This is a genomic window from Oscillibacter sp. PC13 (assembly GCF_900115635.1).
Lineage (GTDB): Bacteria > Bacillota > Clostridia > Oscillospirales > Oscillospiraceae > Oscillibacter.
Genome location: NZ_FOXE01000012.1, coordinates 23,694 through 44,316, shown reverse-complemented (window position 1 = coordinate 44,316; position 20,623 = coordinate 23,694). Strand labels below are relative to the sequence as shown.

General features: G+C 53.8%; 20 protein-coding genes and 1 other annotated feature (1 of these 21 running past the window's edge). Of the genes, 16 read left to right on the top strand and 4 right to left on the bottom strand.

Features of this window, described 5'->3' with window-relative positions:
* Window positions 1–100 (top strand) — a binding site (T-box leader) (it extends 148 nt beyond the left edge of the window).
* Window positions 101–185: 85 nt separating this feature from the next.
* Window positions 186–1,568, top strand: coding sequence for a TrpB-like pyridoxal phosphate-dependent enzyme (locus BMZ81_RS08620; RefSeq protein WP_091130971.1), 1,383 nt, complete (start codon window positions 186–188; stop codon window positions 1,566–1,568).
* Between the two features lie 145 nt (window positions 1,569–1,713).
* Here BMZ81_RS08620 and BMZ81_RS08615 read toward each other — a convergent pair whose 3' ends face one another.
* Window positions 1,714–2,133, bottom strand: a complete 420-nt coding sequence (locus tag BMZ81_RS08615; protein ID WP_091130969.1) for a winged helix-turn-helix transcriptional regulator — start codon at window positions 2,131–2,133, stop codon at window positions 1,714–1,716.
* A gap of 232 nt (window positions 2,134–2,365) precedes the next feature.
* On the opposite strand from BMZ81_RS08615, the gene BMZ81_RS08610 reads away from it, so the two are divergent.
* From BMZ81_RS08610 to BMZ81_RS08575, 8 genes are all read left to right on the top strand, one after another.
* On the top strand, window positions 2,366–3,808 hold the full coding sequence (locus tag BMZ81_RS08610; protein WP_091130967.1) for an aldehyde dehydrogenase family protein: 1,443 nt from the start codon (window positions 2,366–2,368) through the stop codon (window positions 3,806–3,808).
* A 38-nt stretch (window positions 3,809–3,846) separates the two neighbouring features.
* Window positions 3,847–4,743, top strand: coding sequence for a transketolase (locus BMZ81_RS08605; protein ID WP_091131096.1), 897 nt, complete (start codon window positions 3,847–3,849; stop codon window positions 4,741–4,743).
* Between the two features lie 3 nt (window positions 4,744–4,746).
* Entirely contained in the window at window positions 4,747–5,703 is a 957-nt protein-coding gene (locus BMZ81_RS08600) for a transketolase family protein (RefSeq protein ID WP_091130965.1), read from the top strand.
* Window positions 5,704–5,750: 47 nt separating this feature from the next.
* Window positions 5,751–6,812, top strand: coding sequence for a TRAP transporter substrate-binding protein (locus BMZ81_RS08595; RefSeq protein WP_091130963.1), 1,062 nt, complete (start codon window positions 5,751–5,753; stop codon window positions 6,810–6,812).
* A 142-nt stretch (window positions 6,813–6,954) separates the two neighbouring features.
* A complete protein-coding gene (locus tag BMZ81_RS08590; RefSeq protein WP_091130961.1) occupies window positions 6,955–7,470 on the top strand; it encodes a TRAP transporter small permease in 516 nt (171 codons plus the stop codon).
* The gene (locus tag BMZ81_RS08585) at window positions 7,467–8,744 is read left to right on the top strand and encodes a TRAP transporter large permease (protein ID WP_091130959.1); all 1,278 of its coding nucleotides are present in this window, start codon (window positions 7,467–7,469) and stop codon (window positions 8,742–8,744) included. The genes BMZ81_RS08590 and BMZ81_RS08585 overlap by 4 nt, the downstream gene beginning before the upstream one ends.
* A 6-nt stretch (window positions 8,745–8,750) precedes the next feature.
* Entirely contained in the window at window positions 8,751–9,299 is a 549-nt protein-coding gene (locus BMZ81_RS08580; RefSeq protein ID WP_091130957.1) for a YcxB family protein, read from the top strand.
* Between the two features lie 46 nt (window positions 9,300–9,345).
* Window positions 9,346–10,380: a zinc-dependent alcohol dehydrogenase gene (locus BMZ81_RS08575; protein WP_091130954.1), complete on the top strand. Its 1,035-nt coding sequence runs from the start codon at window positions 9,346–9,348 to the stop codon at window positions 10,378–10,380.
* Between the two features lie 284 nt (window positions 10,381–10,664).
* Here the strand turns inward: BMZ81_RS08575 and BMZ81_RS08570 are convergent, their stop codons facing one another.
* Window positions 10,665–11,840 (bottom strand): DUF2974 domain-containing protein, encoded by a 1,176-nt coding sequence (locus BMZ81_RS08570; protein WP_091130951.1) that lies wholly within the window; start codon window positions 11,838–11,840, stop codon window positions 10,665–10,667.
* A gap of 175 nt (window positions 11,841–12,015) precedes the next feature.
* On the opposite strand from BMZ81_RS08570, the gene BMZ81_RS08565 reads away from it, so the two are divergent.
* Complete coding sequence (locus BMZ81_RS08565) at window positions 12,016–12,630, top strand: single-stranded DNA-binding protein (RefSeq protein WP_091130948.1); 615 nt, start codon at window positions 12,016–12,018, stop codon at window positions 12,628–12,630.
* 410 nt (window positions 12,631–13,040) lie between these two features.
* Here BMZ81_RS08565 and BMZ81_RS08560 read toward each other — a convergent pair whose 3' ends face one another.
* Window positions 13,041–13,493 (bottom strand): hypothetical protein, encoded by a 453-nt coding sequence (locus BMZ81_RS08560; RefSeq protein ID WP_091130946.1) that lies wholly within the window; start codon window positions 13,491–13,493, stop codon window positions 13,041–13,043.
* Between the two features lie 352 nt (window positions 13,494–13,845).
* Here BMZ81_RS08560 and BMZ81_RS08555 point away from each other — a divergent pair, with 352 nt between their 5' ends.
* The 6 genes from BMZ81_RS08555 (at window position 13,846) to BMZ81_RS08530 (ending at window position 19,691) form a co-directional block, all read left to right on the top strand.
* Complete coding sequence (locus BMZ81_RS08555) at window positions 13,846–14,613, top strand: amino acid ABC transporter permease (RefSeq protein ID WP_177187262.1); 768 nt, start codon at window positions 13,846–13,848, stop codon at window positions 14,611–14,613.
* Complete coding sequence (locus tag BMZ81_RS08550) at window positions 14,610–15,350, top strand: amino acid ABC transporter ATP-binding protein (protein WP_091130942.1); 741 nt, start codon at window positions 14,610–14,612, stop codon at window positions 15,348–15,350. Before BMZ81_RS08555 ends, BMZ81_RS08550 begins: the two co-directional genes overlap by 4 nt.
* Before the next feature lie 48 nt (window positions 15,351–15,398).
* Window positions 15,399–16,235, top strand: a complete 837-nt coding sequence (locus tag BMZ81_RS08545; RefSeq protein WP_177187261.1) for a sugar phosphate isomerase/epimerase family protein — start codon at window positions 15,399–15,401, stop codon at window positions 16,233–16,235.
* A gap of 62 nt (window positions 16,236–16,297) precedes the next feature.
* Window positions 16,298–17,083, top strand: coding sequence for a BtpA/SgcQ family protein (locus BMZ81_RS08540; RefSeq protein WP_091130938.1), 786 nt, complete (start codon window positions 16,298–16,300; stop codon window positions 17,081–17,083).
* A gap of 30 nt (window positions 17,084–17,113) precedes the next feature.
* Window positions 17,114–18,652 carry an FGGY-family carbohydrate kinase gene (locus BMZ81_RS08535; RefSeq protein ID WP_091130935.1) on the top strand — a complete coding sequence of 513 codons (1,539 nt, stop codon included), beginning with the start codon at window positions 17,114–17,116 and terminating at the stop codon, window positions 18,650–18,652.
* Window positions 18,653–18,755: 103 nt separating this feature from the next.
* The gene (locus tag BMZ81_RS08530; protein WP_091130932.1) at window positions 18,756–19,691 is read left to right on the top strand and encodes a transporter substrate-binding domain-containing protein; all 936 of its coding nucleotides are present in this window, start codon (window positions 18,756–18,758) and stop codon (window positions 19,689–19,691) included.
* A 94-nt stretch (window positions 19,692–19,785) separates the two neighbouring features.
* Here BMZ81_RS08530 and BMZ81_RS08525 read toward each other — a convergent pair whose 3' ends face one another.
* Window positions 19,786–20,562, bottom strand: a complete 777-nt coding sequence (locus BMZ81_RS08525) for a DeoR/GlpR family DNA-binding transcription regulator (RefSeq protein WP_091130930.1) — start codon at window positions 20,560–20,562, stop codon at window positions 19,786–19,788.
* Window positions 20,563–20,623: the final 61 nt, after the last annotated feature.

The window sequence follows — 20,623 nt, the reverse complement described above, 5'->3', positions numbered from 1 at the left end:
CCCCGTTACCAAGGAAGGATGTGTGTTGGCACATCGCCGAGCGGACGATAATCGTCAATTTGGGTGGCACCGCAGAAGTTTTCAGACTTTTGTCCCAAAGGAACCTATTCACTCAGGTTTCTTCATGGGGACAGAGGTCTTTTTTCTTTCCCGGAAGGAACCGCAAACCGAAAGGAGAAACAAAAATGGCAACTGAAAAAATTCCTTACAAAATTTATCTGTCTGAAGATGAGATGCCCAAGACATGGTACAATGTCCGGGCCGATATGAAGAATAAGCCCGCCCCTCTTCTGAATCCCGGTACCGGCGCCCCCATGGGTTTTGAGGATCTGCGCCCCGTATTCTGCGACGAGTTGATCCGGCAGGAGTTGGATAATGACACCCGGGAAATCCCCATTCCCCAGGAGATTCGGGACTTTTATAAAATGTACCGTCCCTCTCCCCTGGTGCGGGCCTACTGCCTGGAGGAAAAGCTTCAGACTCCGGCCAAAATTTATTATAAGTTTGAAGGCAATAACACTTCCGGCTCCCATAAGCTGAACAGTGCCATTGCGCAGGCCTATTACGCCAAGCAGCAGGGTCTGAAGGGTGTCACCACCGAGACCGGCGCCGGCCAGTGGGGCACCGCTCTCTCCATGGCCTGCTCCTATCTGGGACTGGACTGCAAGGTCTACATGGTAAAGGTCAGCTACGAGCAAAAGCCCTTCCGCCGGGAGGTCATGCGCACCTACGGGGCCTCCGTCACCCCATCCCCCTCCGAAACCACCGCCATCGGCCGGAAAATTCTGGCAGACCACCCCGGTACCACTGGCTCCCTGGGCTGCGCGATCTCCGAGGCCGTGGAAGTTGCCACCTCCAATCCGGGCTACCGCTACGTACTGGGCAGCGTGCTGAACCAAGTACTGCTGCACCAGTCGGTAATTGGTCTGGAAACCAAAGTGGCCCTTGACAAATACAACATTGTCCCCGATATTATCATCGGCTGCGCCGGCGGCGGCTCCAATCTGGGAGGACTGATTTCCCCTTTCATGGGCGAAAAGCTGCGGGGCGAAAAGGATTACCGTTTTATCGCCGTGGAGCCCGCCTCCTGCCCCAGCTTCACCCGCGGCAAGTTTGCCTATGACTTCTGCGATACCGGCATGGTGTGCCCCCTGGCCAAGATGTACACCCTTGGCAGCGGCTTCATCCCCTCCGCCAACCACGCCGGCGGCCTGCGGTACCACGGCATGAGCGCTATTCTCTCCCAGCTGTACCACGACGGCTACATGGAGGCCCGCTCCGTGGAGCAGACCAAGGTCTTTGAGGCCGCAGAGCAGTTTGCCCGGGTAGAGGGCATTCTCCCCGCCCCCGAGAGCAGCCACGCCATTCGGGTGGCCATTGATGAGGCCCTGAAGTGCAAGGAGACCGGTGAGGAGAAAACGATTGTCTTCGGCTTGACTGGTACTGGCTATTTTGACATGGTGGCTTATGAGAAATTTCACAACGGCGAGATGACAGACTATATCCCCACTGACGCCGAGCTGGAGGAAAGCTTCTCCCACCTCCCAAGCGTTCCTGGGCAGAACTGATTTTTCAAACGCTCCCCGGCAGCTCCGGCTGCCAGGGAGCGTTTCTGCTGGAATGCCTGTTTCGGCCTGCCAGCATCAGTATGTTCTTTGAAAGCAAACGGGCAGACGCGATCATTTCCTCGCATCTGCCCTTTCCATCAGCCGGTCACATATTCCCGGCGTCCTGTTTTTTGTCCGTTTGTTCGCTCCAGCCTCTCCGGTAAGGCGGCCGCATCTTGTCTGTGATGGGCGCTTGATCCTCCGGGAGCGACAGCACATAGTCAATGGCCCACACATGGGCTGCCTGAACAACTGGGAACAGGCTCTCCCCCATCTTTGTCAGCCGGTATTCCACGCGCGGAGGAACCTCCGGATAAACGGTGCGCAGCACCAACTCGTCCATTTCCATAGCCCGCAGCTGCTGTGTCAGCATCTTGGGATTAACCGATAAATCCTTGGCCAGTTCGCTGAATCGGAGCGGTCCTTTTTTCGCGAGATACCATAAAATCGCCCCCTTGTACTTCCCGCCAATAAGGCTGAACACGACCTCTACCGGGCTTACCTCTCTGGGGTTCTTAAATTTCATCGTCCCCCGACCCTTTCATTACATTTTTGTAAGTCTATTTCTTTTATGTAATTATACCAGAAAAAAGTGCGTTCTTGCAACTGTGCTTTTATTCTGCTATCATTTTGGTACAGTCGACACAAACGGCGTTCGTTATTGTCAAATTGTTTTGCATTTTAAACAAAAAATGCAAATATTTTTGTTGCGTATGCCACGTATCCGATTGCGTAGAAGCAGAAAGGAGTTTCTTGCAATGAAAGAATACATCCCATATATAAACGGCGCATGGGTCTCTTCTATCGACGGAAAATGGACAGATGACCGGAACCCTGCAAATGACGAGTTGATTGCACGGGTCCAAACGGCTGGGCCGAAGGATTTGGAGTATGCGCTGTCCTCCGCCCAGGCAGCTTTTGAAAGCTGGTCCGTTTCCCCAGTGGCTCTGCGGGAACAGATTTTGCTGAAAGCCGCTGAGCAGTTGAGTACCATGCAGGCGGAGGCGGTTGAACTGCTGATTAGTGAAAGTGGCTCCACCTGGAAAAAAGCCACCCAGGAGGTTGCCGGAAGCATCGGGGTCCTGCGGACAGCCGCCGGCGAATGCCGCCGCGTAGGCAGCGAGGTCTACGCCCCCACCGCCCCCAACAACTTTTCTTTTTCCGTGCGGTGCCCTGTCGGTGTCGTGCTGGGAATTGCCCCCTTTAACTATCCCCTGCTGCTTGCTCTTAAAAAGATTTCTTACGCGTTGGCCGCCGGTGACACCTTCATTCTGAAGCCCGCCTCCGCCACGCCCATCACCGGTTACATCATCTCCAAGATTTTTCACGAAGCAGGACTGCCGGCCGGCGTTTTGAATGTGGTTCCCTGTTCTGGTAAGCTGATGGGGACACAGCTGGTAGGCGACCCGCGGGTCCGCATGGTAACCTTTACCGGTTCCAGTGATGTCGGTCTTGAAATTGCCCAGCAGGCCGCTTCCCATCTCAAACGCTATACCATGGAGTTGGGTGGAAAGAACCCCATGATTGTCCTGAAGGATTATCCCATTGACCAAGCCGTCCACCTGGCCGGTTACGGTGCGTTTTTCCACCAGGGGCAGGTATGTATGGCCACTTCCCGCATTATTGTAGAGGCCCCTTCTTACGACGAATTCTGTTTGAAATTTACGGAGCGTGCAAAAGGCTTTAAGGTTGGCGATCCCAGAGATCATGATACGGTAATTGGTCCTTTGATTGACGTCCACCAGTGTGAGGTGATTGATCGCCAGGTGCAGGACGCCTTAAGCAAGGGCGCACGCCTTCTGACCGGCGGCAACCACGATGGTCCCTTTTATGAGCCTACCGTTCTGGCCGACGTTACTCCGGAAATGGATATCTTCGATCAAGAGAGTTTTGGACCCATTACCTCCATCATCCGTGCCGAAGACGCCGAGGATGCCCTATCTCTGTGCAATAACAGCCAGTTTGGCCTCTCTTCCGCTCTTTTGACCTATGACCTGCAGAAGGCATTCTCCCTGTCCATGCGGATGAACATTGGAAAGGTTCATGTCAACGACACCACCTTTGTCAGCAGTACGGTTGCCCCTTCCGGTGGATTTAAGCTCAGCGGTGTGGGGAAGGAAGGCGGGCACTACTCCATTGAGGAGTTTACGGAGCTGAAGTGGATTACGATGCAGTATCAGGACACTCAAATGCCCTGCTGACAAAGCATCATGCAAGACACCATCCTGCGCTGCCCCTGATGGGGGTACTCAAGTTCAAACTGCCGACGGAATGCCGGCATGGCATTTTGATTGCATTGCAGTCAAAAAAAGACAAGGAGGAACTCGTTATGAGCAATCTGGAACAAACGTGCCATACCATTCGAAAAGATATCGTCAGGACACTGTCCACTGCGGGCTGTGGCCATCCGGGCGGTTCTCTGTCCGCTGTGGAGATTGCCACAGAGCTGTACTTTGACAAAATGCACATCGATCCCAAGAATCCACGGGATCCGAACCGTGACCGCTTTGTGCTGAGCAAAGGTCACGCCACGCTGATGCTGTACTCCGTTTTGGCGGAGCGTGGGTATTTCCCCGTGGAAGAGCTGCAGAATTTCCGCAAGAACTGGAGCCGTCTGCCTGGCCATCCGGACATGAACAAAGTCCCTGGTGCCGATATGACCACCGGCTCCCTGGGGCAGGGGCTTGCCGTTGCCAACGGCATGGCACTCGCCGGCAAGCGCCAGGGCCGCGATTATTACGTTTACGTTCTGATGGGCGACGGTGAGCAGCAGGAGGGCATGATTTGGGAGGCCGCCATGGCCGGTGCCCACTACAAACTGGACAACGTCATCGCCTTTGTAGACCGGAACGGTCTCCAGATTGACGGTCCCACAGAGCAGGTAATGGGCCTGGAGCCCCTGGCAGACAAGTGGCGCAGCTTTGGCTGGCATGTCCAGGAGATTGACGGCCACGATCTGGATGCCATCAGCGCGGCCGTGGACGCCGCCAAGTCCGTGAAGGACAAGCCCTCCGTTATCATTGCCAAAACGGTAAAGGGCAAGGGTGTCTCCTTCATGGAGAACAAAGTGGAATTCCATGGAAAGGCCATTACCCCGGAGCAGGCCGCCATGGCAATGGCAGAAATGGAGGGCTGAGCAATGAAACTCGAAAACGATAAGACGCTGGTGCGCTCTACCCGGGCGGCATACGCCGATGCGCTGCTGCAGCTGGGAGCAGAAACTGACGATGTCGTGGTGCTGGACGCCGACCTGTCCGAATCCACGATGACCTGCAAGTTTGCTGAAAAATATCCAGACAAGTTCTACAATATGGGAATCGCTGAGCAGAGCATGATGGGTACTGCCGCCGGTCTTGCCACTTGCGGACTTACGCCGATTTGCAGCACCTTCTCTGTGTTCGCCTGCCTCCGTTCCGGCGAGCAGGTGCGCACATCCATCGCCTATCCCAAGCTCAATGTCAAAATTGTTACGACTCACTCTGGTCTGAGCATCGGCACTGCAGGCGCCACTCACTTCTGTGAGGAAGACCTGGCCATTATGCGCGCCATTCCCAATATGACCGTGATTGCTCCGTCCGACTATCTGGAGACCGTGAAGGCCGTCAAAGCAGCCGTCGCTTATCCTGGTCCTGTTTACATCCGCCTTGGCCGCGGTGATGCTCCCGTTCTCTACTCCGAACTGGAGGATTATCAGATTGGTAAGGCCATTACTTACAAGGATGGTTCCGATATCACCCTAATCGCCACCGGTGTGATGATGCAGCGTGCCATTGCCGCTGCAGATTTGCTGGAAGCCAAAGGCGTCAGCTGCCGGATCATCGACATGCATACCATTAAGCCTTTTGACCACGAGAGCGTAGAAAAGGCCGCAAAGGAAACCAAAGCCATTATCACCCTGGAGGAGCACAATATCAATGGCGGCCTGGGCAGTGCCGTGGCTGAGACGGTCGCCGCCGTAAAGGGTGAAAAGGCGGTTGTCAAAATTTTGGGTATTCCCGATGTATTCGGCGGTGTGGCATCCGCGGAGCTGCTGTGGGATTCCTACCACATGGATGCAGATAGTGTTTGTAATATTGCGTTGGATCTGCTTAAATAAGAAGCAGTCTGCGCTTTATTAAAAAAGAAAAAGATGGAGGTACCAAAATGAAAAGAATGCTCTCTCTGGCACTGGCCCTGCTGATGACCATGTCTCTCCTGGCCGGTTGCGGCTCCAGCTCTGGATCCAGCACAGAAACCCCCGCTGCCGCTGGCGATGCCAGCACAGAAACCCCCGCTGAGGGAAAGACCCTTCGTCTGGCCTGGACTGTGGCCTATGATGAAAACCACCCCTACACAGTAGCAGCTGAAACCTTTAAGCAGTATGTGGAAGAAAAGACCGAAGGCCGCATCGCTGTGGAGCTGTATGCCGGCGGCCAGCTGGGTGGCGACTCCGAGATGCTGGAAATGCTGCAGATGGGTACCTTGGACGTGGCAGTAACTTCCACGCCGACGGTTGCCAACTTCACAAATGTCCTGGTCGGCTGCGATATGCCCTATATTTGGCAGAATGACCTGAGCGCGATGTACAGTGTTCTGACCGAGGGCGATATGGGCCGCAAGCTTTTGGATCGTATGCAGGAAGAAATCGACGTTGTTGGCGTGTCTTTCCTGTATCAGCCCTTCCGTCACATGTTCACCAACAAGGAAATCTCTTCCATCAGTGATCTGAAGGGTCTGAAGTTCCGCTGCATGCAGACCCCCGTTCATCAGGAGATCTTCACTGCCGTTGGTATGAACCCTGTCTCCCTGGCCTATAACGATATCTACTCCGCCATGCAGCAGGGCACCATTGACGGCTTCGAGTCCGATGCTGTTGGTGCTGTGACCTCCAAGTTCTATGAGGTCTCCAAGTACATGACCGTCTCCGGCCACTTCAACAACACCATGGTCCTGCTGATGTCCAGCTCTGCCTATAACGGTGTCTCCGCTGACGACCAGGCCATCATCATGGAGGCTGGTGCTGAGGCTGCCAAGGCTTCCTACGACTGCTCTGTTGCGCAGAACGACACTGCCATCCAGACGCTGCAAGATAACGGCCTGACCGTCTGCGAAATCGACATGCAGCCCCTCTATGACGCTGTTCAGCCTGTCATTGACAAGTATTCTTCTGAGATCCCCGAGGTTGCCGAACTGGTTGCAGCCGCTAAGGAAGCCGTTTCCAAGTAACTTGTTCGAGTTTGAAGGACTGTGTTTCCTTTTCTCGTATCATCCCGAATGAAGAACTTCCCTACGGCCATAAGGCGGCGGTGCGGTGCCCTTAGCGCGCCGCACCGCCTGGGAGCTTTTATCAACGCCGAGAGGTAAAAACATGAAAGCATTCAATAAATTCGAAGAACAGCTGAGCCGATTCTTCAAATTGGTCACTGCCATTGCTCTGTTTGTGCAGATGATCATTGTTTTTCTAGGTGTCATCGCCCGCTATGTGTTCAACAATCCTCAGCCTTGGATTGATGAGATTTCTACATACCTGTTGGTCGTCATCACGTATCTGGGTGGATGTGTGGCACTGCGCAGCGATAAAATGGCCGGTATCACCTTTGTCCGCGAAGCATTTCCTCCAAAGATTCAGAAAGTCCTTTGCATCATCAGCGACCTGATGATTATGGTTTTGATGTTTGCAATTGCCTATTACGGCTTTAAACTCTGCTCCACACCCACGGTTTTGAAGCAGAAGACGCCGACCCTGCAAATTCCCGTTATCGTTTTTTACTGCTTGGTTCCCATCTCCGGCTTTTTGATGGAGCTGAGCACCATTAACCGCCTAGTCAGCCATATTCGTGGCACGGAAATCAAGGTGGAAGAGGAAGGAGCGTTCACCGAATGATCATTGCTGTTGTTTTTATCTTCTCTCTTCTGATTGGTGTTCCCATTGCCTTGGTGCTTGGCCTGTCCGGCATCGTCCACATGGTTTCTATGAACCCGGAGATGATGACGGCCCTTCCGCAGAAGCTCTTCTCTTCCGCCAATAACTACAGTCTGCTGGCAATCCCGCTGTTCTTACTGGCTGGTGAACTGATGGGCCTGTCCGGTGACGTGGATCGGCTCTGCAACCTGGCCCGTGTGCTGATCGGCCGGGTCAAGGGCAGCCTTTGCTATGCCACTGTCTTGCTTGGCGCCATGCTGGGTGCTTCCCTTGGCTCTGCAAATGCGGAGGCTGCACTGCTTGGCAGCGTTATGTACCCCAACCTGGTGAAAGACGGCTACGGCGAGACCTTTTCCGCCGGCCTGATCGGTGCCACCGCTGTAATTGGTCCCATGATTCCTCCAGGGCTGCTGTTTGTCATCTATGCCTGCCAGGCCGGTATCTCCGTCCGGGATCTGTTCCTGTGCGGTGTATCTGTCGGTATCTATCTGGCAATTGCTTTGTTTATCGTCATATTCTTCTTCAGCCGCAAGCGGGACTGGCCGGTAGGCTCCAAGCCTGCCAAGGGTGAGATATGGAAAGCTTTTCGGCATGCTGCTTTCTCTTTGCTCTCCCCGGCAGTCGCATTGCTGTGCATCGCCACCGGTATCTGTACAGCCACAGAGGCTGCTGCCGTGCTCTCTACGCTGATTTTCCTGGTGGGCATGTTTATCTACCGCACTATTACCGTACAGAATATGTATAAGTGCCTGCTGAAATCTGCTGTTTCTGCAGCCGCCGTTCTGATGATTGGCGCAATGGGTGGCGTTTTTGGCTATACGCTTGCATTTGACCAGATTCCAACCAAGATTGCAAACTTTGTGATTGGACTGTCCGATAATAAATATGTCATACTGCTGTTGATCAATCTGATGCTGCTGGTAGTCGGCATGCTGATGGATGCAACTCCCGCCGTTATCATTCTGGTTCCCGTCTTGATGCCCATCATTGCCCAGTACGGCTTTAACCCGGTTCACTTCGGCATGATTGTCTGTCTGAACCTGACAGTTGGACTGCTGACGCCTCCTGTCGGAACCTGCCTGTACACCACCGCCTCAGCCACCGGTATTGAAGCCAACAAGCTGGTAAAATCCATCTGGCCCTGGTGCACGGTCTGTATTGTGGTTCTGCTGTTTGTAACTTATGTGCCGCAGTCTGTCCTGTGGCTGCCGGATCTTTTGGCAAGCTTTGCCTGATTCGGAATGGACATCCAAACACAATACAGCACGGAATTGTTTGGGCGGTACTATCTGTTCAATACCGTCTACAAAAACGGCAAATATTACTGGACCAACCTGTTCCCTGCCGGTATGTTCCTCTGCGCAGTCTATGCACTGCGCAGAGGGCAAAATGGTCTGGTCATTCTGGCAGTGGCCATGGGACTTTTGAGTCCTTTTCTCATTCGCCGCCTGATCCAGCTTTTGATCCGGATGCAGTTGAAGGCCTCTGAAAATCTGAGTGGAAGGGAGATTTACCGGCTCAGCATCACCTCTGCAGGTGTGACAGTCCGTCAGGGGGATACGCAAACCGCGCAGTTCGGTTGGAAGCAGTTGTGGCGTGTCTACCAGGTGCAGGACGCCTACTATCTTTACTCCGATTCACGGCATGCCTATATTGCCCCTACAGGTGCACTTTCCCCTGATGAGCATCACCGTCTGCAGATCTGGATGGAAGCCGGTCTTCTTCCCGGCCGTCTGCGCTGCAAGACAAGTTTGACTGTTGGGATTCAGCGTTGGTTCAAGCATATCTGACATCTGCGGCATATCCGCAGCCAATCATGGAAAGGTGGTAACTCGCATGAAAGCAGTTGTCAAAACAGAAAAGGGACCAGGACATGTCTCCTACATCGATTTCCCGGACCCTCAAAAACCAGGTGCCGGTGAGCTCCTGGTGGAAGTAAAGGCCGCCTGTGTCTGCGGTACAGATCTCCATATCCGCGAGGATAAGTTCCGCAATCGTCCCCCCGTGGTTCTGGGCCATGAGTTTTCCGGCGTTGTTCTGGAAATCGGTGAAGGCGTAACCATGTTCAAACCGGGTGACCGCGTAACCGCAGAGGCTCCCGCACGGCTTTGCAACAAATGCATGTACTGCCGTACCGGCAACTATAACCATTGTAGCAACCGTTCCGGTATGGGATGGGGCGAAAATGGTGCCTTTGCAAAGTATGTGATTATCGAAGAACAGATGTCCCACAAGGTACCTGACAATATCAGTTTTAAAGCCGGTGCGCTGATGGAAGCAGCCGCCTGTGTAGCCCATGCTATTGAAATTACCGGAATTAAGGCGGATGACACGGTTGTCATCTCTGGTCCCGGCCCCAACGGTCTGCTGATGACACAGTTTGCCAAGGCGGAGGGCGCCACGGTTATCGTGACCGGTACAAATGCAGATGCAAAACGTTTGGAAATGGCCAAGCAGCTGGGTGCGGATTATGTCATCAACGTTCAGGAGGAAGATGCCGTCCAGAAGATCCGGGATCTGACCGGAGGCTATGGTGCCGATATCGTCTTTGAGTGCGCTGGTGCGCAGTCCTCCATCGACGCCTGCTTTGAGTATGTCCGCCGGATGGGCAAATACACCCAGATGGCGATGTTCGGTGAGCGAAAGATGTCCATTGACATGGATAAGCTGGTGGTTAAGGAAATCCATATGGTGGGTTCCCAGAGCCAACGCTGGACCTCTTGGGACAAGCTCATTAAGCTGCTGTCTGCCGGGAAGCTCCAGTTGGAGTCCCTCGCTACCCACGAGTTTAAAATGAGTGAATGGGAAAAGGCATTTGACTGCTTTGAGAAAAAGGAAGGACTGAAGGTCGTCCTGTATCCCGAGGACTAATCCTTTCTCAGCCTTTCCCCTTTGGTTCTGTATAAAAAGGAGCTCCCTGGTCTCATTTCAGGGAGCTCCTTTTGCTGATATATTTGCTATGCAAAAACATAGCAAAATGACCATGTGCCGTCTCCGAGGGCACGGCCCAAAATTTCAGTGCGTGGCCGGGGGTGGCCCACATGCGCGAAACCTTATGCGCCATCGGCTTTGCCTTCTATCGTGGCGGGGTACGCCACGGCGCATGAAGTTTGATACCCCCCCTGAGAATCTTCTCCCCCGCTGAGCATAAGGAGTCAGCTCTCATCTTCTCTCTTTTTTCTCAGGTTCCAGTGTAAAACCGCGCGTTTCTTTTCACTCTCCTCCTGGATTCCTTCCAGTGTCAGGCGGAGATTGCTCATGAAGAGAATGCGCATAAACTCCAGCAAACCATCCCTGGTCTCCTTATCCAAATCCTTCATGGCCTTGACAATCGCCCCCACCGCCTTAAAGCTGTCTGCTTTCAGATCGGTCAGTGTAACGGCACCTGAAGCCGTCAGAACATGGAACAGTGCGTTGACAAACTTCTCTCTCTGTTCCATCGGCATCCCATGTATCCATGTTCGGAGTTCCATATCACTCATATGGGCTTGGCGCGTCATCTGCCGCAGCGTAATAAAATGGTTTCCCATCACCTGCCAGGAAAAACCGTCGTGCTGCAAGAGTCCCAGTTGATCACTGTCCACCACCGCATATGCCTCCTCATGTTCCAGCAGCATTCCAACTACAGAGGATTTTGGCACAATCGAGTGAATGCGGTCTTCCACCCGCTTATGCTGTGGCAGCTCCAGGAGTTCCTCATGAAATCCCGGACCGTCATTGGACCAAATGGCATTCATCCGCCGCTGGATAGCCGCCGGGCAGAATACACCGGCATACACCGCCAAATTGCCGCCTTTTGAATGTCCACCCAGGCGAAGCTTCTTCCGTGGAAATTGTCCCGCCACTTCTTTCACATACTGAACAGCCTTTTTCTGCGCTGGTACCTCCGGCATACAGGCCAGATTGAAGTCCTCCTTCCAGCCGGCCAGCGTATCGTCCGTGCCTCTGAAGGACAGGTAGAGTGCCCCATCCCCCGTTTCAATCGTCAGGGCGGCAAACTGCTCTCCCTTTCCGACATCCAGCCAGTCCACAAAACAATTTAGCTTCATATCCCGGAACCGGCGGGAATCCGCCATCTTCCGCAGCATATCCGGGATAGCGTCCGGCACCAGCACGCCCATGTCAATTTTTTCCCGGGCAGGAAAGCGGGAAAAGAATGCCTCTGCTGCAGCCCATAGAGGAATGCTTTCTCCCTCTCCCGGCCCCGGGACAGTTTCTTTAAAATCCACAAAGGACAATTCCGCCAGAATTAAGTTGTCTACCTCGTTAAAGGGATCCTGCAGGAGCGTCAGATCCCCCCGCCAGTCCAGATAATCCAACAGATTTGCCATGCGCCGTCCTCCTTGTCTGGAATCACAGTTCTGCCTTCCCGTTATTATATCCATATTCTTCTCTGCCTACAAGAGAAATTGGACAAGCTTTGCCCTTATTTTACAGGTCTATTCGGGACGTGCCGTTCATAAAGTCTGATATCACACTTGATACGACCGAGAGGTGGACGAATACATGACGACGGAATCCAAAAATGATGTATGGTTGGAAGGAACGGTTTTGGATGCTCCACAGCTGTCCCACGAAAACCACGGAACCCAGTTTTACCGCTTTTCCCTGTGCATTCCCCGCTTGTCCGGGCAGGCAGATACCCTGCCGATACTGGTACCTGAATCGCTGCTCTCCCCAGTGAACGCCGGCGCGTCCGTGCGGATCCATGGGCAGCTGCGTTCTTTTAACAATCGCAGCGGTGTCGGCAGCCGTTTGGTTCTGACTGTCTACGCACTGCAGGTGGAAACAGGAAGCGGGGAATTCCGCAATCAAATTACCCTATCCGGCACACTGTGTAAGCCGCCCATTTTTCGCCGCACCCCCCTTGGCCGCAGCATCTGCGATCTCATGCTGGCGGTTTCCCGCCGATATGGCCGGGCGGATTATCTGCCTGTCATTGCCTGGGGGCAGTTGGCCATTCAGTCCTGCCACCTCGGCGTGGGGGATGCCCTCTCTTTGGAAGGACGAATCCAAAGCCGTATTTATCACAAGGTTATGGGACAGCGCACCGAAGAGCGCATTGCCTACGAAGTCTCCATGATGCACCTTCTTGACGAGGCTGCCAAGGCTGCTTTGTAAAAATATTGGAAAGTCTACGTCCTGGCCGCTCCTTTATTCAGCCGCTCCCTCCTTATACCGTTTTCAGCTTATACAGCTTGCTCTCATGCAACTCGCCTTACATCTCCTCCTGCACCTGTCATTACGTGGCCACCCTTATGGGTTTATCAGTAGGCCTTGTGGCTTTCAATCTAAACAAAAAAACGTACGGAGTCCAAAAGGCTCCCCCGCACAAGGGCAATATTAGAATTTACCGTTCAACGAGCATTGAAAGGGTATCGATTCTGGCCATTGACTAGAATCGATACCCTTTTGTTATGCCGAAAAGGATTTTCAAAAGTCTGTCCTTTTCATACTGATTGAGATTTCCTTGCCGTGACTTCCATTTGTAATAACCAGATTGATTCACCGCCAGGATTTCGCAGAGAAAGTTAACTGGATATTTTACGCGGAGAATTTCGATGACCTCGTATTCTTTGCGTTTCCAGCAATGAACTCCTTGTTTGCACCAACTCCTTCCACCAAGTATCCTTTTTTAACCGCTCATTTTCGATTTCCAGTTTTGCAACCATAAGTCGCAACTGTTCCATTTCAGAAAGATGCTTACTGGAATGTAGTGCCGCAAATGGATTGCTAGGATGGCCTTTGTATACAAATGAGCTTTTTCCTTCGGCGAGGAAATTCTTTACCCAGCGGCAGATCATACTTCTGTCTGCTTGGTATTCTCTTTCCAGCGTTCTTACTGAAATATGATCATCCAGATGCTTGTGTACGATTTCTGATTTCTGCTCCGAAGTCCATATACGCCTCTTCTGACCCTTTCTCAAACTGACCACCTCCAACCTAATTTTAGCAAAAAAGGTGGGCACATGGTTGTTTTTCATGTGCCCACCTTTTTTAGATAAGTTTACATTTTAACATTTCTCCTTTTTTGTGATTTTTTTAAGCTTTGATCCAACAAATTCAAGTGTTTGTAGTCTTCGTTCATTTTCATTCACGTCGTTTTCTATTTTGAACCATTTTGTTTCGTTTTATGTTTTTTACGCTAGATAGCATTGACAACTATGTGAACTTGGTGTAATATGTTAAAAAAATGATTTAAATTGATTTATTTAGTGAGATATTCTGCTTGTCTCTTCGCAGAAGTATGCAAGTCAGATCTCTGTCAAACGCGCAGCGAACCGCCGCGTATAAATTCCATTTCAGGAATACACAACTTGAGGGGAGCGTATCAACATGGATTTGCCAACAACCTTTTTCGGATGGGTGATGTTTCTCGTAGAGCGGTATTACATAGACTTCCTGCGCGGTCTGGGCGTCACACTGGAGTTGGCCGTCATCGGCACCATTTGGGGATGCCTGATCGGCTTTGCAGTGGGTGTTGTCCGCAGCGTTGTGGTAGATCCCGGTGCTTCTCCCATCTCCCGGGGCCTGACCGCTTTGGTAAAAGCCGTTCTGGCCATTTACGTTGAGATCTTCCGGGGTACTCCCATGATGGTGCAAGCCACCGTCGTGTACTACGGCACCATGTCTCTTTGGGGTCTGGACATTCCCTCTTTTTCTGCAGGTGTATTGGTGCTGTCCCTGAACATCGGCGCATACATGTCCGAATCTGTTCGCGGCGCCATCGGCGGCATTGATCCCGGTCAGCTTGAAGGCGGCCAGGCCGTCGGCATGAGCTACGGCCAGATCATGCTTTACGTGATTATGCCTCAGGCTTTCAAAAACCTCATTCCGCAGATCGGCAACACCTTTATCTCCGCCATCAAGGATACTTCAGTGCTCAATGTCATTGCCGTTACGGAGTTGTACTTTGCCGCAAAGAGCATTGCAGGCACCTATTTCAAGTTCTTTGAAACCTATCTCATCATCTGCGCCATCTATTTTATTCTGACCTTCACCATGTCGCGCTTGCTACATCTTCTGGGCCGTCTGCTGGAGGGATCCCGTAACTATGAGCTGACTTTGGACGATGAAAATGAAGTGGAGGTCGCGCAGTCATGAGTGAAGCAATCCTGCAGATCAAGCATTTGGAAAAAAGCTTCGGTACCCATCAGGTCCTTAAGGACATTGATTTTGAGGTGCAAAAGGGCGAAGTCATCAGCGTGATCGGGTCCTCCGGCTCTGGAAAATCCACGCTGTTGCGCTGCATCAACATGCTGGAAACGCCCAGCGGCGGCGAGATCATCTTCGAGGGAAGCCCCGTGTCTTACCGCCCCAAGGATAAAAACCGGTTCCGTTCCCGCGTGGGCATGGTGTTTCAGTCTTTCAATCTCTTCGCCAATATGAGCGCCCTGAAAAACTGCATGATCGGCGCCCAGCTAGTCAGCAAGAAGAGCAAGGCAGAAGCCGCGGCCCTGGCACGGAAATATCTCAAGGTGGTGGGCATGAGCGCCTACCGCAATGCCAGGCCGTCTCAGCTGTCCGGCGGCCAGAAGCAGCGTGTCGCCATTGCCCGGGCCCTGTGCATGCAGCCGGACCTGATTTTGTTTGATGAGCCCACCTCCGCACTGGATCCGGAGATGGTGGGCGAGGTGCTGGAAGTCATCCGCTCTCTGGCGGAATCCGGCATCACCATGGTCATCGTCACCCACGAGATGATGTTTGCCAAGGAGATTTCCAGCCGTGTGGTCTTCATGGACGCCGGCATTATCCTGGAACAGGGTACTCCCGACCAGGTATTCAATCATCCCCAGCAGGCCCGGACCAAGGAGTTCCTCAGCCGGTACCGCCAGGGATAACATTCCCTTCCCAATCTAATGGTTTTCCATACAAAAGGAGGCACGCAAATGGCGCAAGCAGTCCTTTCTCCGGAACAGCCGGCAGCCATGGGCATCCACTACCATTACCACTCTCTTTCCTACATGCTGGAGGCGCAGAAACGGGCCGGATATCAGAGCATCGAGCTCTTTTGTGCCGCCCCTCACGTTCAAATGACCGCAGAGGGCATTGCCAAGCGCAGCCCCCTGATCCAAACCATTCGAAACTCCGGGATGCGTGTGATCTGCGTGACACCGGACAACTGCATGGGCCCCTGGCAATACGCAGCAGCCGGCCGGGAAACCATCGCCCAATGCAGGCGATATTTCCGTCATGCTCTGGAACTAGCAGCGGATCTGGACTGCCCCCAGGTGGCATGCCACTCCGGCTGGGGCCTGCTGGACGAGTCCCGGGAAGAAGCTTGGAAGCGCAGCCTGGATTTCATGGCCTGGTACTGTCAGGAGGCCGAGTCCTTGGGCATTACCCTGGTGATGGAGAGCCTGCGGGCCGCGGAGTCCAACTTGGTCAACAGTCTGCCCACACTGCAGCAATACCTGCGAGAGCTAAGCTGCGGCAATATCAAACCCATGATCGACACCTGCGCCATGGCGGTGGCGGGCGAGACGATGGAGGAATGGTTTGCTGCCTTCGGTAGTGAGATCGCACATATGCACTTTGTGGATGGAACGCCCTATTTTCATCTGGCTTGGGGAGACGGGAACTGCTCCTTGGAGGGCTATTTGGCAGCCATTGCGGCCAACCATTACCACGGTGCTCTGACGCAGGAAATCACCGACGGCCGGTACTATGACGATCCGGCAGCAGCAGATGCACAATCCTACCGCATCTTGCAGAACTATATGTAATCGCAAAGGCCGGATCACGGCTTATCCCCCGGTCAGGGAACAACATTTAGGAGATGACACCCATGTGGACGAAAAATCTGTTTGGTACCGATAAACCTATTATCGCATTGCTGCACCTGGACGCTCTGCCCGGCGAGCCTGCATTCTGCGGTTCTCTGGACACCATCATGGAGCATGCGGCGGCAGACCTCAAAGCACTGCAGGACGGCGGCGTGGACGGCATTCTGATCGCCAACGAATATTGCTTTCCCATCACCCCGCACACCAGCACGGTCACTCTGATGGCCATGGCAGCCGTCATCGGCTCTCTGAAAAAGAATATCCGCGTTCCCTTTGGCGTAAACGTTGTTTACAATCCGGAAGAAACCATTAAGATGGCAGCCGCCTTGGGTGCATCCTTCGGGCGCAGCGCTTTCGGCGGCGCGTATACCGGTGCATACGGCCTGCACAGCGTCAACTACGGCGATATGGTCCGTCTTAAATATACGCTGGGCCATCCGGAGATTCAGCTCTTGTGCAAGTTCAATCCCGAAGGCGACGCCCGCCTGGGCGACCAGACCACGGAAGCCCTCATGAACGAGCTCTGCCAGGGCGGCTTCATGGGCGGCCTGTGCGTATCCGGCCCCGGAGCCGGTCAGGAGACCAGCATGGGATATCTGGAAGAAGTGTGTTCCCTGGCAAAGAAAAAGAACGTTCCCGTCTTCTGCAACACCGGCTGCCGCCATGATACCATCGAGCAGATTTTGCAGATCGCAGATGGTGCCTGCGTGGGTACTGCCCTGAAGGGTCCTGACGGCCGGGTAGACTTGGAGAAGGTAAAGTCCTTTATGGAAATCGCCCGGCGATAAGCGCCCCGCAAGCAAAAGGCAGGAATCAATATGAGTGCATTGAAAGACAAGCTGCTCCTTGGCGTGGACATTGGTACAAACGAATCCAAGGGCGTTCTGATCGACGGGAGCTTCCGCCCCATCGCCAGTTTTTCTGTTCCCCACGCCATGGAGAACCCGCAGCCTAATTATTTTGAGATGGATGCGGAGATCTGGTGGTCCGATTTTTGCAAGATCTGCCGCGGCCTGATGGATCAGGCCGGCGTGGAACCGGAACAAATCGCAGGAGTGGGAACCAGCGTCATGGGCTGCGACTGCATCCCAGTGGACAAATCGTGCCGCCCCCTGCGCAAGGCCATTCTTTATGGAATTGATGCACGCTCCGGCCCCCAGATCGAAGCGCTCATTCGGGAGCTGGGCGAAGACGGCGCGAGTGCCATGTTCGGCCATATCCCCCGGTCGGACGACATTGCCACCAAGATACTCTGGATCAAGGACAATGAGCCGGAGGTCTATGCCAACACGTATCAATTCCTGACGGGTTCTTCGTACCTCACTGCAAAGCTCACCGGAAAGTTCACCATCGACAGTTATCTGGCCAAGGCGGCTTTCCGTCCGATCTACCGGCAGGACGGAACATACAACGAGGTGGACGGCCCCCGCTTCTGCCGGGCCGATCAGGTGGCCGCCATCGGCAATGTGACCGATATTGCCGGCGGCGTTACCGCCGAGGCAGCGGCGGCATGCGGACTTCTGGAGGGGACCCCTGTCATTGTCGGCACGGGAGATTCCACCGCGGAATCCATTGCTGGCGGACTTGTATTCCCGGGGACCCTGTTTGTCCAGTTCGGGTCCACCATGTTTTACATCTATTGCCTGGAGGGCCAGATGGATGCCTGCGCAGCCGATTACTTCCCCGGCAGCTATCCCTTTACCATTCCCGGCAGCTATGCCGCCACCGGCGGAACCAACTGCGCCGGAACCCTGACCAAATGGGTACGGGATCTCTACTATGCCCAGGAGGTTCAGGCCGCCCAGAGCGGCGGTCCGGATGCCTATTCCGTTATGGTGCAAGAGGCAGCACAGGTTCCTCCAGGCAGCAACGGTCTGATTATGTTGCCGTATTTCTACGGAGAGCGCAGCCCCATCAATGACCCGGATGCAAAAGGCGTGATGTTTGGTCTTTCCGGCAGCCATACCCGCAAGGAAATTAACCGTGCAGCATTGGAAGCCGTTGCCTACTCTCTGGGGTCCCATATGCGGCTGTTTCAAAATCACGGCCTGACGCCGGCCCGGGTGATCATTGCCGGCGGCGGCACCAAGAATCCGGTCTGGATGCAGATTGCAGCAGATGTCATCGGCATGCCGGTGCAGGTCGCGCAGGACTGGCAGACCGCCAGTTACGGTGACGCCTGTATGGCCGCCATCGGATGCGGGATTCTTCCGGACTTCCCGGCTCTCAAGTGGGCCATGCCCTTGAGCCGGCCGGTGATTCCGGACCCTCAGCGCCATGCCCTGTATCAGAAGTATCTGGATCTGTACGAAGCTCTCTACCAGCGCACCCGGAATCTGATGCACCAGCTTCCGTAAGACTGCATGGCCATCCACTCCCGGACTTAGCCGGGACACAACTCCAGTAGCTTTTCCTGTGGATCCCACAGGAGCTAATATCATCATTTTTTGGGAGGACAGTATGAAAAACGTGAAAAGACTCTTGGCAGCACTGCTGGCAACCCTCACGCTGGTTGGCCTGACCGCCTGCGGCGGCAGCAAGCAACAGGATGACACCACTCCGTCTGACGACGGCGGTGATGCAACCAGCACCGAAGAAACCTACGGCGAGGGCTACGTGCTCCGCGTCGGCATGAACTGTAGTGCGGCCCCCTTCGGCTGGACTCAGGACGATGACTCCAACGGCGCATGGCCCATCGACGGCACCAATCAGTATGTCTGCGGCTACGACGTGCAGATTGCCCGCATGATCTGCGATACCTACAGCTGGGATCTCAAGATCATCAAGACCGACTGGGACGGCCTGATTCCCGGCGTTGTCTCCGGCAAGCTGGACTGCTGCATCTCCACCCTGGGTGTGACCGAGGAGCGTCTCCAGTCCGTGGACTTCTCCGATTATTACTGGAATAACGGCTGCATCATGGTCGTGCGGAAGGACAGCCCCTATGTCAATGCCACCTCTCTGGAGGACTTCGACGGTGCGAAGATCACCACGCAGATCGCCACCATCTGGGAGCCTCTGGTGCAGCAGATTCCCAACGTGCAGGCTGAGCCCTGCCTGAGCGGTCTGCCAGAGCTGTTTGTTGCAGTCGGATCTGGCAAGGTCGACGGCATCATCACGGGTCTGTCTGAGGCCCAGTCCGCCTGCCTGTCCAACCCCGACCTGACCTGGGTTACCTTTGACGAGGGCAAGGGCTTTGACGTGGAACTCTCCGCTCTGTGCGCCGGTATCCCCATTGCCAAGGGCAACACGGAACTCAAGGACAAGATCAACGCTGTCATCGCCACCCTGGATCACGACACCCAGATGGAAATGATGACCACGGCCCTCAACGCCCAGCCTCTGAGCGACGGATCTGGTGAAGCCCTCCAGGCCGAAGAAACCAAGGACATGTAAAACTCCAAAGACGCCTTGGGATTCCAACCCAAGGCGTCTTTTCTTTTCATCGATTCTTTTTTTGCGTGCCGCTTTTCTGCAAAATCAGCAGCACTCACGCATCACCGGGGACCTGAATAACCTCCACCTTCCGTTTGGAAAGCTCCTGCATCGTTGCCCGGTCCAGATTCGCATCCGTAATCAGGACATCCACCTGTTCCAACGGTGCCACATGAATAAAGGCACTGTTGGTAAATTTGGAATGATCCACCAATAAAACCACCGTGGCAGAGTTTTCAATCATAATCTGCTTAAGCCGTACATCGTACATGTTGTGCTCGCTGATGCCGTTTTCCACACTGACCGCATCAGCACCCAAAAAGCAGACACTGGCGTGAAACTGGCCCAGCATATTCTCGGCAAAGTAGCCGTGGCAGGCCATAAAATCCTTCCGGAGCTTTCCGCCGGTAAAGTAAATCTCAATATTGGGTTTGCTGTCCAACGCAATCGCAGTGGACAGGGAATATGTGATGGCGGTCATGGGAGTCTCCGGCGGGATCTGCCGCGCCAGCTCCAGCACCGTGGACCCGGAATCCATCATCGCAAACGAATCCCGGGGCACAAACTCCAGCGCTGCCGTCGCAATTCTTCGCTTGGCCTCTTTATTGGTAACTTCCCGGGCGGTGTTGGAGAGCTCGTGGGCATCGGGCTCCTGAATGAAAATTACCCCGCCCCGAGTCTTCCTCAAAACACTGGCACTACACAAAATGTTTGCGTCGCGCTGTACCGTAGCCTTCGATACCCCCAAGCAGTCTTGAAGCTCTTCCCAAGTAATAATTTCTCGCCCTTTTGCAAGACTTTTGATCTTTTCAATGCGTTCGGCACGAATCATTTTTTTACCAGCCTTTATTCATTCTCGTAAATCGCATCAAGGAAAACTCATATCTATGTTA

What these genes read in the sequence shown, in the direction of transcription:
- BMZ81_RS08620 (WP_091130971.1), top strand. Translation starts at nt 186, where the DNA reads ATGGCAACTGAAAAAATTCCTTACAAAATTTATCTGTCTGAAGATGAG.
- BMZ81_RS08615 (WP_091130969.1), bottom strand. Translation starts at nt 2,133, where the DNA reads ATGAAATTTAAGAACCCCAGAGAGGTAAGCCCGGTAGAGGTCGTGTTC.
- BMZ81_RS08610 (WP_091130967.1), top strand. Translation starts at nt 2,366, where the DNA reads ATGAAAGAATACATCCCATATATAAACGGCGCATGGGTCTCTTCTATC.
- BMZ81_RS08605 (WP_091131096.1), top strand. Translation starts at nt 3,847, where the DNA reads ATGGGGGTACTCAAGTTCAAACTGCCGACGGAATGCCGGCATGGCATT.
- BMZ81_RS08600 (WP_091130965.1), top strand. Translation starts at nt 4,747, where the DNA reads ATGAAACTCGAAAACGATAAGACGCTGGTGCGCTCTACCCGGGCGGCA.
- BMZ81_RS08595 (WP_091130963.1), top strand. Translation starts at nt 5,751, where the DNA reads ATGAAAAGAATGCTCTCTCTGGCACTGGCCCTGCTGATGACCATGTCT.
- BMZ81_RS08590 (WP_091130961.1), top strand. Translation starts at nt 6,955, where the DNA reads ATGAAAGCATTCAATAAATTCGAAGAACAGCTGAGCCGATTCTTCAAA.
- BMZ81_RS08585 (WP_091130959.1), top strand. Translation starts at nt 7,467, where the DNA reads ATGATCATTGCTGTTGTTTTTATCTTCTCTCTTCTGATTGGTGTTCCC.
- BMZ81_RS08580 (WP_091130957.1), top strand. Translation starts at nt 8,751, where the DNA reads ATGGACATCCAAACACAATACAGCACGGAATTGTTTGGGCGGTACTAT.
- BMZ81_RS08575 (WP_091130954.1), top strand. Translation starts at nt 9,346, where the DNA reads ATGAAAGCAGTTGTCAAAACAGAAAAGGGACCAGGACATGTCTCCTAC.
- BMZ81_RS08570 (WP_091130951.1), bottom strand. Translation starts at nt 11,840, where the DNA reads ATGGCAAATCTGTTGGATTATCTGGACTGGCGGGGGGATCTGACGCTC.
- BMZ81_RS08565 (WP_091130948.1), top strand. Translation starts at nt 12,016, where the DNA reads ATGACGACGGAATCCAAAAATGATGTATGGTTGGAAGGAACGGTTTTG.
- BMZ81_RS08560 (WP_091130946.1), bottom strand. Translation starts at nt 13,493, where the DNA reads ATGAAAAACAACCATGTGCCCACCTTTTTTGCTAAAATTAGGTTGGAG.
- BMZ81_RS08555 (WP_177187262.1), top strand. Translation starts at nt 13,846, where the DNA reads ATGGATTTGCCAACAACCTTTTTCGGATGGGTGATGTTTCTCGTAGAG.
- BMZ81_RS08550 (WP_091130942.1), top strand. Translation starts at nt 14,610, where the DNA reads ATGAGTGAAGCAATCCTGCAGATCAAGCATTTGGAAAAAAGCTTCGGT.
- BMZ81_RS08545 (WP_177187261.1), top strand. Translation starts at nt 15,399, where the DNA reads ATGGCGCAAGCAGTCCTTTCTCCGGAACAGCCGGCAGCCATGGGCATC.
- BMZ81_RS08540 (WP_091130938.1), top strand. Translation starts at nt 16,298, where the DNA reads ATGTGGACGAAAAATCTGTTTGGTACCGATAAACCTATTATCGCATTG.
- BMZ81_RS08535 (WP_091130935.1), top strand. Translation starts at nt 17,114, where the DNA reads ATGAGTGCATTGAAAGACAAGCTGCTCCTTGGCGTGGACATTGGTACA.
- BMZ81_RS08530 (WP_091130932.1), top strand. Translation starts at nt 18,756, where the DNA reads ATGAAAAACGTGAAAAGACTCTTGGCAGCACTGCTGGCAACCCTCACG.
- BMZ81_RS08525 (WP_091130930.1), bottom strand. Translation starts at nt 20,562, where the DNA reads ATGATTCGTGCCGAACGCATTGAAAAGATCAAAAGTCTTGCAAAAGGG.